General features: G+C 69.5%; 12 protein-coding genes. 5 read left to right on the top strand and 7 right to left on the bottom strand.

What is annotated here, in order from left to right; genetic code table 11:
* Window positions 1–81 precede the first annotated feature (81 nt).
* Window positions 82–954: a formyltetrahydrofolate deformylase gene (purU, locus tag AQI88_RS18090; RefSeq protein WP_066999879.1), complete on the top strand. Its 873-nt coding sequence runs from the start codon at window positions 82–84 to the stop codon at window positions 952–954.
* A gap of 87 nt (window positions 955–1,041) precedes the next feature.
* Here purU and AQI88_RS18085 read toward each other — a convergent pair whose 3' ends face one another.
* Together AQI88_RS18085 and betA are read right to left on the bottom strand one after the other, a co-directional pair.
* The gene (locus AQI88_RS18085) at window positions 1,042–1,875 is read right to left on the bottom strand and encodes a methylenetetrahydrofolate reductase (RefSeq protein WP_066999872.1); all 834 of its coding nucleotides are present in this window, start codon (window positions 1,873–1,875) and stop codon (window positions 1,042–1,044) included.
* A 3-nt stretch (window positions 1,876–1,878) separates the two neighbouring features.
* Window positions 1,879–3,549: a choline dehydrogenase gene (betA, locus tag AQI88_RS18080; RefSeq protein WP_066999870.1), complete on the bottom strand. Its 1,671-nt coding sequence runs from the start codon at window positions 3,547–3,549 to the stop codon at window positions 1,879–1,881.
* Between the two features lie 151 nt (window positions 3,550–3,700).
* On the opposite strand from betA, the gene AQI88_RS18075 reads away from it, so the two are divergent.
* Window positions 3,701–4,498 carry an IclR family transcriptional regulator gene (locus AQI88_RS18075; protein ID WP_066999867.1) on the top strand — a complete coding sequence of 266 codons (798 nt, stop codon included), beginning with the start codon at window positions 3,701–3,703 and terminating at the stop codon, window positions 4,496–4,498.
* Window positions 4,499–4,507: 9 nt separating this feature from the next.
* Here AQI88_RS18075 and AQI88_RS18070 read toward each other — a convergent pair whose 3' ends face one another.
* From AQI88_RS18070 to AQI88_RS18050, 5 genes are all read right to left on the bottom strand, one after another.
* Window positions 4,508–5,638 (bottom strand): aromatic ring-hydroxylating oxygenase subunit alpha, encoded by a 1,131-nt coding sequence (locus AQI88_RS18070; protein WP_066999864.1) that lies wholly within the window; start codon window positions 5,636–5,638, stop codon window positions 4,508–4,510.
* Window positions 5,635–6,858, bottom strand: a complete 1,224-nt coding sequence (locus tag AQI88_RS18065; protein ID WP_066999861.1) for an NAD(P)/FAD-dependent oxidoreductase — start codon at window positions 6,856–6,858, stop codon at window positions 5,635–5,637. Before AQI88_RS18065 ends, AQI88_RS18070 begins: the two co-directional genes overlap by 4 nt.
* A complete protein-coding gene (locus tag AQI88_RS18060; RefSeq protein ID WP_066999858.1) occupies window positions 6,855–7,217 on the bottom strand; it encodes a bifunctional 3-phenylpropionate/cinnamic acid dioxygenase ferredoxin subunit in 363 nt (120 codons plus the stop codon). The genes AQI88_RS18065 and AQI88_RS18060 overlap by 4 nt, the downstream gene beginning before the upstream one ends.
* A 252-nt stretch (window positions 7,218–7,469) precedes the next feature.
* Window positions 7,470–8,102, bottom strand: a complete 633-nt coding sequence (locus AQI88_RS18055) for an MBL fold metallo-hydrolase (protein WP_066999856.1) — start codon at window positions 8,100–8,102, stop codon at window positions 7,470–7,472.
* The gene (locus tag AQI88_RS18050) at window positions 8,102–9,187 is read right to left on the bottom strand and encodes an S-(hydroxymethyl)mycothiol dehydrogenase (RefSeq protein ID WP_066999853.1); all 1,086 of its coding nucleotides are present in this window, start codon (window positions 9,185–9,187) and stop codon (window positions 8,102–8,104) included. The genes AQI88_RS18055 and AQI88_RS18050 overlap by 1 nt, the downstream gene beginning before the upstream one ends.
* Before the next feature lie 357 nt (window positions 9,188–9,544).
* Here AQI88_RS18050 and AQI88_RS18045 point away from each other — a divergent pair, with 357 nt between their 5' ends.
* The 3 genes from AQI88_RS18045 to AQI88_RS48825 form a co-directional block, all read left to right on the top strand.
* Window positions 9,545–10,903 carry an FAD-dependent oxidoreductase gene (locus AQI88_RS18045; protein WP_159050356.1) on the top strand — a complete coding sequence of 453 codons (1,359 nt, stop codon included), beginning with the start codon at window positions 9,545–9,547 and terminating at the stop codon, window positions 10,901–10,903.
* 84 nt (window positions 10,904–10,987) lie between these two features.
* Window positions 10,988–11,755 carry a class I SAM-dependent methyltransferase gene (locus AQI88_RS18040; RefSeq protein WP_066999847.1) on the top strand — a complete coding sequence of 256 codons (768 nt, stop codon included), beginning with the start codon at window positions 10,988–10,990 and terminating at the stop codon, window positions 11,753–11,755.
* A gap of 90 nt (window positions 11,756–11,845) precedes the next feature.
* Window positions 11,846–12,009, top strand: a 164-nt coding sequence (locus AQI88_RS48825; RefSeq protein ID WP_341849519.1) for a DUF6424 family protein, incomplete at its 3' end; no start/stop codon positions are given.

Raw genomic sequence — 12,009 nt, 5'->3', positions numbered from 1 at the left:
CTTGACCGCGACCCGCGCCGGACCCAACCATGTTGCGTATCGCTCACCAAGTTGTGCCATACGCACCAAGGGAGGCCCTGCATGTCCCCTGCCCCGCATCCTGGCCGTGAGTACGTCCTCACTCTCTCCTGTCCGGACACGGCCGGACTGGTGCACGCCGTGAGCGGCTTCCTCGTCAGGAACTCCGGCAACATCCTCGAGAGCCAGCAGTTCGACGACCGGCAGCAGGGCCGTTTCTTCATGAGGGTCCACTTCGACGTTTCCGATCCGGACGTCGACCGGGAAAGTCTGCGTTACCGATTCGGCCCCGTCGCCGAGGCCTACGGGATCTCCTGGACCCTCCGGGACGCCGCGACCCCGACCCGGACGCTCATCATGGTGTCCAGGTTCGGCCACTGCCTCAACGACCTGCTCTTCCGCTGCCGCACCGGCGCCCTCAACATCGAGATCCCGGCGATCGTCTCCAACCACCGGGACTTCGAGTCACTGGCGCAGACCTACGGCATCCCCTTCCATCACGTCCCGGTGACGAAGGAGACCAAGCCCGAGGCCGAGGCGCGTCTGCTGGGACTGGTACGGGAGCTGAACGTCGACCTCGTGGTCCTGGCCCGCTACATGCAGGTCCTCTCCGACGACCTGTGCAAGGAGCTGGAGGGCCGCGCCATCAACATCCACCACTCCTTCCTGCCCAGCTTCAAGGGAGCGCGGCCCTACCAGCAGGCGTACGAGCGCGGGGTGAAGCTGGTCGGCGCGACGGCTCACTATGTGACGCCGGACCTGGACGAGGGACAGATCATCGAGCAGGACGTGGTGCGGGTCGACCACTCCCTCGATGCCGACGACCTCGTCACGGTCGGCCGCGACGTGGAGGCCCAGGTACTGGCCCACGCGGTGAAGTGGCACACGGAGAGCCGCGTCATGGTGGACGGCAACCGCACGGTGGTCTTCCGCTGAGCCACGCGCACCGAGCCGGGCGGGGCCGGATCCACGGGATGTCACGGGATCCGGCCCCGCCCGGCGTTCGTATACGCCCGCCCGGGCTCAGCCGAGGCGGTCGAGCAGCGCCCGGCGCCACCTCTCGGTCTCCGCGATCTGGTTGAACGTGAAGACGTGCAGGCCCACCACCCCCGCGGACGGCGCGGTGAACGCCTCCGCGGCGCGGTCGAGGAGCTTTTCGGGCACGTACCCCCCGGGCGTCGCGAACCGCAGGAACCAGGAGGGGTGCCGGGTCAGGAAGCGCGTGGACTCCCCCACCCCGATCTTCGTGGCCATGGACAGCAGCTTCGCCCGCTGCACGGGCCCGGCGACGCCCACGTGCACGGGCAGCGTGACGTCGCGGCGCCGTATCCGGGCGATCCAGTCGCCGAGCACACGCGCATCGAAGCAGAGGTTGCTGACGATGTACGTGGCGTGCGCCCGCTTGTCCCACATCGCCTGGATGGTGATGTCGTCGTGGAGGAGCGGATGGCTCTCCGGATAGCCGGTGATCCCCAGGTGCGCGAAGGGCCTGCCCAGCTCGCCGAGCCTGCGCAGCACCGGCAGCGCCCCGTCGTACACCCCGGCCGGCGCATCGGCGTCGCCCGCCGGGACGAAGACGTCGTCGACGCCCGCCGTGCGCAGCCGCTCGATGACCTCCTTCAGGTGTGTGTCGTCCCGCAGCAGCCGTGCGGGCACATGCGGGACGACACGGTAGCCGTGCGCCGCGAGCCGCTCGGCCAGGCCGAGCGTCGGCTCCAGTCCCTTGACCGGCGAGGCCGTGACCGTGACCACGACGTCGCGCGGGACATGGGCGAGGACCTTCTCCTGCGTCGCCTTCGCCGGCAGCACCTCGTAGCGGACGCGGCCGAGCAGCGCCCGCAGGACCTCGGCACCCAAGGCCTACCCGGCCTGCTTCTGGGCGTCACGGTGGCGGTAGTACGCGGCCTTCGAGGGCGCCGACGGCTCCTTGCCGAGGATCAGGTCGGCCGCCTTCTCGGCGATCATCATCACCGGCGCGTAGATGTTGCCGTTGGTGACGTACGGCATCACCGAGGCGTCGACGACGCGCAGCCCCTCCAGACCGTGCACCCGCATGCTCAGCGGATCCACGACGGCCATCTCGTCGGTGCCCATCTTGCAGGTGCACGAGGGGTGCAGGGCGGTCTCGCCCTCCTTGGCGACCCAGGCGAGGATCTCCTCGTCGGTCTCCACCGAGGGCCCCGGCGAGACCTCGCCGCCGTTGTACGGGGCGAGCGCGGGCTGGTTGAGCAGCCTGCGGGCGACGCGGATCGCCTCCACCCACTCCCGGCGGTCCTGTTCGGTGGAGAGGTAGTTGAAGCGCAGCGCCGGGTGTTCCCGCGGGTCCTTGCTCTTGATTTTCACGGAGCCGATGGCGTCGGAGTACATGGGCCCGACGTGCACCTGGTAGCCGTGGCCGCCGGCCGGCGAGGAGCCGTCGTAGCGGACCGCGACCGGCAGGAAGTGGAACATCAGGTTGGGGTAGTCCACGTCCTCGTTGCTGCGCGCGAAGCCGCCGGCCTCGAAGTGGTTGGTGGCCGCCGGCCCCTTCCTGAACAGCCACTGCAGCCCGATGAAGGGGGCACGCCACTTCGCCATGTACGGCTGCATGGAGACGGGCTGCTTGCAGGCGTACTGGACGTACACCTCCAGGTGGTCCTGCATGTTCTCGCCGACGCCCGGCAGGTCGTGGACGACGTCGACGCCGAGGGCGGCCAGTTCGGTGGCGTTGCCGACGCCGGAGAGCTGGAGCAGTTGCGGGGAGTTGACGGCGCCGCCGCACAGGATGACTTCCCTCGCGCGGACCTGCTGGACCGGGCCCCGGCCGCGCTGGTACTCGACGCCCACGGCCCGCTTGCCCTCGAAGAGGACCCTGGTGACGAGAGCGCGGGTGGTGACGGTGAGGTTGGGCCGCTTCATCGCGGGCTTGAGGTACGCCTTGGAGGCCGACAGTCGGCGTCCGCGGTGGACATTCCGGTCGAACTTGGCGAAACCTTCCTGACGGTAGCCGTTGACGTCGTCGGTGGGGGCGTAGCCCGCCTCCTGGGTCGCCTTGAGGAAGGCGCCGAACAGGGGGTTGGTGGCCGGGCCGCGTTCCAGAACGAGGGGGCCGTCGTGGCCGCGGAACTCGTCGTCGGGATCGGCCGCGAGGCAGTTCTCCATCCGCCGGAAGTACGGCAGGCAGTGGGCGTAGTCCCAGGTCTCCATGCCGGGGTCCGCGGCCCAGCGCTCGTAGTCCATGGGGTTGCCGCGCTGGAAGATCATGCCGTTGATGCTGCTGGAGCCGCCCAGCACCTTGCCGCGGGCGTGGTAGATGCGCCGGCCGCCCATGTGGGGTTCGGGCTCGGACTCGTACTTCCAGTCGTAGAAGCGGCTGCCGATGGGGTAGGTCAGCGCCGCGGGCATGTGGATGAACACGTCCCACGGGTAGTCGGACCGGCCCGCCTCCAGCACCAGCACCCGGTTTCCGGGGTCGGCCGAGAGTCGATTGGCCAGTGCGCTGCCGGCTGATCCACCACCGACGATGACGAAGTCGTACTGCAGGGGAGCCATGGTGCCTCGTCTCGCTCGCGCTGTCGATACGCGGGGCATGCTAGTACGGGTATCGCTATACGCACTAGGTTGCGAACCACGCAACTTGCGAGGCCTGCGTTTCCCGCGCGTTGCTTGCAAGAGAGTTGTTTACTGCGCGTATAGTTTCGCTATGAGCAACTTCAGTCCGAATGCCGAAACGAACGGTTCGCAGGCCGGCGGGGTACAGTCCGTCGACCGGGCCATCAGCGTCCTGGAGATCCTGGCCCAGCGCGGCGAGGCGGGCGTCAGCGAGGTGGCCGCCGAGATCGATGTGCACAAGTCCACCGCGTTCCGCCTGCTCGGTGCCCTGGAGGCGCGCGGTCTGGTGGAGCAGTCGGGCGAGCGCGGCAAGTACCGGCTCGGCTTCGGCATCGTACGCCTGGCGGGGGCGGTCACGGGACGGATCGACATCACCCAGCAGGGGCGTCCGGTCTGCGAGCGCCTGGCCGAGGAGATCGGCGAGACCGTCAACATCGCCGTGATGCAGGAGCACTACGCGATCAACCTCTTCCAGGTGCGCGGTCCGAGCGCCGTGACCGCGCACAACTGGGTCGGCCAGCTGACCCCGCTGCACGCCACCTCCAGCGGCAAGATCCTGCTGGCCCACCTGCCCGCCAAGGAGCGCGCCGCGCTGCTGACCGAGGCCGGGCTGAAGAAGCTCACCCCGCACACCATCACCTCGAAGGCGAAGCTCGAGAAGAACCTCGCCGAGGCCCGGGACCGGGGCTACGCCTGGACCCTGGAGGAGCTGGAGATCGGGCTGCACGCGATGGCCGCGCCGATCCGCGACCGGGACGGAGTGGTCATCGCGGCGGTCACCGCGTCCGGGCCCTCGTACCGGTTCACCGAGGAGCGGATGCACGAGCTCGCTCCGGTACTGGTCAAGGGCGCGGAGGAGATCAGCCACCGCATGGGCTACCTGGGCTGAGCCGCCGGGTCACGGCTGCCGGGTGCCCAGGCGCTCGAGCACCCAGTCGTGGAAGGCGCCGATGTGGTGCTCACTGGGCACCAGGACACCCCCCTTGGCGTACAGCCGGGAGCTCATTGCGGGCTGAGTGCGCTCGCAGGCGTCGAAGTCCTGGCGGTTGACCCGGTCGAAGAGCTCCACGGACCGGCTGACGTCCTTGCCGCTCTCCACCACACCGGGGAGGTAGAGCCAGTCGCACTCGACCACCGTGCGGTCGACGGCCACCGGATACATGCGGTGGAAGATCACGTGGTCGGGCACGAGGTTGATGAAGACCTGCGGCTTGACGGTGATCGCGTAGTAGCGGCGGTCCTGCTCCTGCGACACGCCGGGAATGCGGTCCAGGCCCTCGCTGCCGTCGACGGTGAACCCCTGGATCTCCTCACCGAACTCGGCGCCGTGACCGACGTAGTACTGCGCCGCGTAGCCGTCGGCGAACTCCGGGAGCACCTCGGTGAGTTCGGGGTGAATGGTGGCGCAGTGGTAGCACTCCATGAAGTTCTCGATGATGAGCTTCCAGTTCGCCTTGACGTCGTAGACGATCCGCTTGCCGACCGCGAGGTTGTCGACGTCGTAGCGCTCGATGGACTCCACGTCACCGAGGCGTTCGACGACCGCGCCGATGACGTCCTCCTCGAAGGAGGGCGGGTTCTCCGCGAGGCACACCCAGACGTAGCCGAGCCATTCGCGCACGGCCACGCTCACCAGGCCGTACTCGGTGCGGCCGACGTCGGGCATCTTGGTGAGGTTGGGCGCCGCGACGAGCTTGCCGCTCAGGTCGTACGTCCAGGCGTGGTACGGGCACTGGAAGGCGCGCTTGACCTCGCCGGTCTCCTCGGTGCAGAGCTTGGCGCCGCGGTGCCGGCACACGTTGAAGTACGCACGGATCGCGTGGTCACGCGCGCGGGTGACGAGGATGCTCTCGCGGCCCACGTCGACGGTGCGGAAGGCGCCGGGCTTCGGCAGGTCGGACGAGCGCGCGACGCAGAACCACATCGCCTCGAAGATGCGCTCCTGCTCCTGGGCGAAGACGCCCGGGTCGGTGTAGGAGGAGCCGGGGAGGGTGGCGATGAGGCTGTCCGGCAGGCTTGTCGAGGTCACGCTGCACTCCTCGGGAAACGTCGTGGATCGGCGGTGAGCTGTTTGCGCCAGCGGGTGAACAGCCTCGGCTGGTTCATCCCCAGCACGGCGACCGGTTCGCCGGCCCGCCGGTAGACGGCCAGGAAACTGCGGTCGTCGGTGGCGCCTTCCTCGACCGTCACGCTGTCGGCGCCGGCGGCGTGACCGACGAACTGGATCTTCACGCCGTACTGGTCGGACCAGAAGTACGGCGGCCGGGGCACGCCCGGCTGCGTCGCGCCGTGCGCCAGCAGGGTGGCCACGGCGGCATCGGGACGCTCCATCGCACCGGTCCAGTGCTCGACCCGGCGGTGGGCTCCGGTGCGCGGGTCGTACCAGGAGGCGCAGTCGCCGACGGCGACCACGCCGGCCAGGCTGGTGCGGCCGTCGGAGCCGCACTTCACTCCGTTGTCGAGCGCGACGCCGGACCCCTCCAGCCAGTCGACGCACGGACGCGCGCCCACACCGACGACGACCGTGTCGGCGGGGATGCTGCGGCCGTCCTCGAGCAGCACGGCGTCGACCCTCCCCCAGACTCCGTCCGGGGGGACCCCCATCTCGCTTCGCTCGTCCCCGCTCAGCCCCTTGACCGCCACACCGCACAGCAGCCGTACGCCGTGGTCGGCATGGAGGGCGGAGACGATGCCGCCCATGGTCTCGCCGAGCGGCCCGGCCAGCGGCGTCGGCGCCGCCTCGATCACCGTGACGTCGAGTCCGAGGCCGTACCCGGTGGCGGCGACCTCGGCGCCGATGAATCCGCCGCCGATCACCACCAGCCGTCCGCCCCGGGCCAGGTCGTCCCGCAGCGCGCGGGCGTCGTCCAGGGTGCGCAGCACGTGCACGCCGGCCAGGCCTTCGGTGCCGGGCAGCCTGCGCGCGGCCGCACCGGTCGCGATGACCACGCCGTCGGCGCGTATGTCCCGGCCGTCGGCGAGCCGGATCGCCCGCTCGGTGCGGTCGAGCCCGGTGGCACGGGTGCCGAGCACCCACTCCGCCCGCAGGTCTTCGTCGTCCCGCTCGAGTGCGAGATCCGCTTCGCCGATGGCGCCGGCCAGGAACTCCTTGGACAGCGGCGGCCTGTCGTACGGACGGTGGAGTTCGTCGCCGATGACGACCAGCCGACCGTCGTACCCCCGTTTCCGCAGTGAGCGCGCGGCCGACAGTCCGGCCAGCGAGGCGCCGACCACGGCCACGGTCCTCACGCGGGGCCTCCGGCCAGGCGGGCGGCGACGCAGGGCGGAAGGTTGGGAGCCTGCGTCGACAGCCGCACGTAGATCATGCCGTCCTCGACGACGACCTCGTGGGTACGGACCGGGAGCTTGGCCGGAGGAGAGTCGACGGCACCGGTCCTCAGGTCGAACTTGGAGGCGTGCAGCGGGCATTCCACCTCGCAGCCCTCCAGCCAGCCGTCGGCGAGCGAGGCGTCCTGGTGGGTGCAGGTGTCGTCGATGGCGTAGAGCTCGCCGTCGTCGGTGTGGAACACCGAGACCGGCGGGTCGATGTCGAGCCGGTGGGCCTCGCCTCGCGGCAGATCCGCGAGACGGCACGCGGGAATCATCATGACACCTCGGTGCGTATAACGAAACGGATTGCGATTAGCGCAACGCCAGTCTGGAGGCCGCCCGGAACCGTTGTCAAGGCATCCAGGGGCCGGTGCGACTCGCTTGCGACGGCTGCATTTCACGCACGCCAAAGCGCCCCGGACCACGAGCGTGAGCAGGCGGAACAGGGGCTGTACGGGACGGCGACGACCTCGCTGCGGGCGGTGGCGGCATCGGACACGGTCACCGGCGGCGAGGCCGTCGACGGGCGGTCAGAAGCCGCGGTCGATCCACGTCTGAAGGTGCGGTGCCTCGGCACCGACGACGGTGGCCTCCCCATGACCGGTGTGCACCACGGTGTCGTCCGGCAGCGTGAGCAGCTTTTCGCGGATCGAGTCGATGATGGTGGGGAAATGGCTGTACGACCTCCCCGTCGCGCCCGGCCCGCCCGCGAACAGCGTGTCGCCGCTGAAGAGCGCGGTGAGGTCGGGCGCATACAGGCAGACGGCTCCGGGAGCGTGGCCGGGGGTGTGCAGCACGGTCAGCCGTGCACCCGCGACCGTGAGGGTCTGCCCGTCGGCCAGTTCGCCGTCCGGCATCCGGTCGGGGTGGGTCTGCTTCCACAGCGGCAGATCGTCGGGATGCAGCAGGATCGGGGCGCCGGTGCGGGCGGCGAGATCGGGTGCGGCGTCGATGTGGTCGTTGTGGGCGTGGGTGCACACGATCGCGCGCAGGACGCGTCCGCCGAGGGCCCGGACGATGGCGTCGGCGTCATGGGCGGCGTCGACGACGACCGCCTCACGGTCGTCACCCACGATCCAGACGTTGTTGTCGACCTCCCAGGTGCCGCCGTCCAGCGAGAACGTCCCCGAGGTGACGAGGCGTTCGATGCGTGCGGCGGCCATCAGAAGACCACCACCGAGCGCAGGACGTCGCCGTGGTGCATCCGCTCGAAGGCCTTCTCGACATCGTCCAGGGCGATGGTCTCGGTGACGAAGGCGTCCAGGTCCAGGCGGCCCTGGAGATGGAGGTCGATGAGCATGGGGAAGTCGCGGGAGGGCAGACAGTCGCCGTACCAGGACGACTTCAGCGATCCGCCCCGGCCGAAGACGTCGAGGAGCGGCAGCTCAAGCTTCATCTCGGGGGTGGGCACGCCGACGAGAACGACGGTGCCGGCCAGGTCGCGGGCGTAGAAGGCCTGCCTGTACGTCTCCGGGCGGCCGACCGCCTCGATGACGACGTCGGCACCGAACCCGCCGGTCAGCTCCCGGACCGCCTCGACCGGATCGGTCTCCTTGGAGTTGACCGTGTGGGTCGCGCCCAGTTTCCTGGCCGTGGCCAGTTTGCGGTCGTCGATGTCCACCGCGATGATCCTGGCCGCGCCCGCGAGCCGCGCCCCGGCGATCGCCGCGTCCCCGACCCCGCCGCAGCCGATGACCGCCACGCTGTCACCGCGCCCCACCTGGCCGGTGTTGATCGCCGCGCCGATGCCCGCCATCACCCCGCATCCCAGCAGCCCGGCGGCGGCAGCCGACGCGGCCCGGTCCACCTTGGTGCACTGCCCGGCCGCCACCAGCGTCTTCTCGGCGAAGGCGCCGATGCCCAGAGCCGGCGACAGTTCCGTGCCGTCGGCCAAGGTCATCTTCTGCTTCGCGTTGTGGGTGTTGAAGCAGTACCACGGCCGACCACGCAGACAGGCACGGCACTGGCCACACACCGCACGCCAGTTCAGGATGACGAAGTCACCGGGCGCCACCTCGGTGACACCCTCGCCCACCGACTCCACCACGCCCGCCGCCTCATGCCCCAGCAGGAAGGGGAAGTCGTCACTGATGCCCCCCTCGCGGTAGTGCAGATCGGTGTGGCAGACACCGCAGGCCTCGATCTTGACCAGCACCTCACCCGGACCGGGGTCGGGCACGACGATCGTCTCCAGACTGACGGGGGCGCCCTTGCTCCGCGCGACGACAGCACGAACCTGGTGAGTCATGGCCACTCCTCGGCTGGTACAGAGTCGAGATGTTGCTCATTACGGCACACATCTCACGTGTCGCAACACAGCATCGTGGAGTACCGAGCGGCGGTCAAGGATCCGTATGCGCCTCTGCGCGAAAACCGGGGGAACGCAGGCAAGGGGCGCACATTCAATCCCCGAGGCCGAGGCGCTTCGTCTCCCGATGTGCCTCGTGAACGCCCCGAGCCAGGCTTGGCCAGATCGCGACACGGGTTGCCGTCGGACCACTCGCCGACAAGATCCCCCAGTGCTCCCCCCAAGCCCCGTGTCCTGCCCTCGACGGAGTCGTTGACCTGCTTGAACGCGCTGGTCCGGTCACACACGGGATACGACATGAGTGCAGATCGCCCTTGGGGCAAGGCCGTAGTCATCGGCGGCAGCTACGCGGGACTGGTGACCGCGCGGGTGCTGGCCGACTTCTTCACCGAGGTCGTCCTCGTGGAACGGGACGCCGTCGACGAGGACACCGGCGTCCATCCGGGCGCCCCGCAGGGCTACCACGCACACGCGATGCTGGCCAAGGGCGGGGAGATCCTGGAGCGGCTGTTCCCAGGGCTGCGCGAGGAGTTGAGGGAAGCGGGGGCACCGGTCTTCGACTACGGGGAAGGCATCGACTTCCTGCTGCCCGTCGGCCTCGCGCCCCGCAAGCGCACAGGCGTGAGGATCCAGACCTTCACCCGCGACGAGCTGGAACGCCGGCTGCGGCGCAAGGTGCTCGCACTCCCCGAGGTCACGCTCATGCCGTCCACCCAGTGCACGGGCCTGACCCGGGACCCCTCGGGCCGGGTCAGCGCAGTATCGTGCAGCCCGCAGGACGCGGAGCCCTTCGAGCTGGCCGCCGATCTGGTCGTCGACGCCTCCGGGCGGTCCAGCTCCCTGACGGACTGGCTGGGCACGATGGGGGTCGCCGTGCCGCCGAAGCGGACCGTGAAGGCCAAGGTCACGTACACGTCGATGAACTTCGACCGGGCCGAGGAGAGCCACCCCGGCCATCCGGACTTCTACGTCGCCTACCAGATGCTGTTCGCTCCCCGGGTGCCCCGGGCCGGGGTTCTGCTCGCCGTGGAGCGCAACCGGTGGACGTGCTCGCTGTTCGGCTTCCAGGACCAGCCGCCGACCGACGACAAGGGCTACCTGGCGTTCGCCGAGACCCTGAACAACCCGCGCCTGGCACAGCAGATCGGCCGGCGCACCGTGCAGGAGCCCACCTATCGCTACACCAACGTCGACAACCAGTGGCGGCCGTACCACTCCGTCCGGCAATGGCCGGACCGGCTCATCGCCCTCGGCGACGCCGTCTGCGTCTTCAACCCCGTCTACGGCCAGGGCCTGACCGTGGCCGCGATGGAGGCGGAGCTGTTGCAGGGCATGCTGGCCCGGCACAGCGCGTCCGCGCGGCTGGACGGCCTGGCCGGCGGCTTCCAGAAGAAGGTGGGCCGCCTGCTGCTGGGCCCCTGGACGCTGTCCACCAACTCCGACCTGATGTGGAACCCGGAAGGCCAGCCCCTCGCCGCGCGCTTCGCCCACTGGTACAACACCCGTCTCTTCCATGTGGCGGTGAAGGACGCGGCCGTGTGGGCGAGGTTCGTGCAGGTGGTGAACATGGTGGCCTCTCCGGCCGTGCTGTTCCATCCCTCGGTGGCGCTGAAGGTCCTGAGCGCAGCGGTGCCCCGTCGCTCGCCGCGGAACTGACCGCTCAGGAGCGGACTTGGCCGGGGCCGCCAGGTCGTGCAAAAGAGCAGGCATGTTCGACGTGGATCGTGTCAGGATGCTCGCATGTCTGGTCGCGCACTGAGCTTCGGAGCGGTGGCGGAAGCATACGAACGGTTCCGGCCGGGGTATCCCGACGAGCTTTTCGACAGGGTGATGGCCTACGCGGGTCAGCCGGCTCGGACTGCTCTTGAGATCGGCGCCGGGACAGGCAAGGCAACCCGCCTGTTCGCTCGACGGGGGGTCGTGGTCACCGCGACCGAGCCTGACGGAGCCATGCTCGCCGAGTTGCGCAAGCATGTGCCGGCAAGTGTCAGGACGGTGCAAGCCGCGTTCGAGGACGTGCGACCGGGCGAGAGGTACGGGCTGGTCTACGCGGCAGCGGCGCTGCATTGGACCAACCCGGAGGGTCGGTGGTCCCGCATGGCCTCGCTGCTGGAGCCGGGTGGCGTGTTCGCCTCGTTCGGCGGGCCGATCCGGCTGGCTGACCCGGCGGTGGAGGAAGCGGTTCGCGCGGCACGAGCACCGTTCTTGCAGAGCGACGAGATTCCGTCCCCAGACGGGACACCTCCGGGGCATGACCTGCAGTGGCCGGGTACGGAGCTCCAACGGTCCGAGTGGTTCACCGGTGTTCAACAGTCCGTGGTCGAACGGCGCCTGACGATGAGTGCTCGCGACTACGTGGGCCAGCTCTCGACCGTCTCGGCTTATCTCGTACTGCCGAGCTTGGAGCGAGAGCAGGTATTCGGTCAGATCATGCAGGTTCTGCCTGAGACGGTCGAGATTGCCGCCGACATCACCGTCCATCTCGCGCGTCGGTGCTACGAGCAGTAGTTCCTCGCTGATCACAGTCAGCGGGTCCGGCGTCGCCGCCCCGAGGGCCTTCGCCCAAGTCGCGGCACACCGGTTCCTGGCGCACGATAAGTGCAGGGGGAACTTTGCCCCGCGCGGCGGGGGCCAGGCCGCGGGGCTCGGCCGAGGAGGTCAGCCATGGCCCACGCCGAACTCCAGCCAGGCGGCGTCGAATCGGAGAACCATCCGTGGAAGATCCGCCTCGTCAAACATCCCAAACGATTCGAATCGGCGCA

The organism is Streptomyces cellostaticus, from assembly GCF_001513965.1.
GTDB classification, from domain to species: Bacteria; Actinomycetota; Actinomycetes; order Streptomycetales; family Streptomycetaceae; genus Streptomyces; species Streptomyces cellostaticus.
Note: the sequence above shows the minus strand (reverse complement) of the source record. Positions and strands in the feature narration are given on the sequence as shown.

Excerpts from the sequence above, each read along its gene's own strand:
- purU (WP_066999879.1), top strand. The coding sequence starts at position 82 with ATGTCCCCTGCCCCGCATCCTGGCCGTGAGTACGTCCTCACTCTCTCC.
- AQI88_RS18045 (WP_159050356.1), top strand. The coding sequence starts at position 9,545 with ATGAGTGCAGATCGCCCTTGGGGCAAGGCCGTAGTCATCGGCGGCAGC.
- AQI88_RS18060 (WP_066999858.1), bottom strand. The coding sequence starts at position 7,217 with ATGATGATTCCCGCGTGCCGTCTCGCGGATCTGCCGCGAGGCGAGGCC.
- AQI88_RS18040 (WP_066999847.1), top strand. The coding sequence starts at position 10,988 with ATGTCTGGTCGCGCACTGAGCTTCGGAGCGGTGGCGGAAGCATACGAA.
- betA (WP_066999870.1), bottom strand. The coding sequence starts at position 3,549 with ATGGCTCCCCTGCAGTACGACTTCGTCATCGTCGGTGGTGGATCAGCC.
- AQI88_RS18075 (WP_066999867.1), top strand. The coding sequence starts at position 3,701 with ATGAGCAACTTCAGTCCGAATGCCGAAACGAACGGTTCGCAGGCCGGC.
- AQI88_RS18050 (WP_066999853.1), bottom strand. The coding sequence starts at position 9,187 with ATGACTCACCAGGTTCGTGCTGTCGTCGCGCGGAGCAAGGGCGCCCCC.
- AQI88_RS18055 (WP_066999856.1), bottom strand. The coding sequence starts at position 8,102 with ATGGCCGCCGCACGCATCGAACGCCTCGTCACCTCGGGGACGTTCTCG.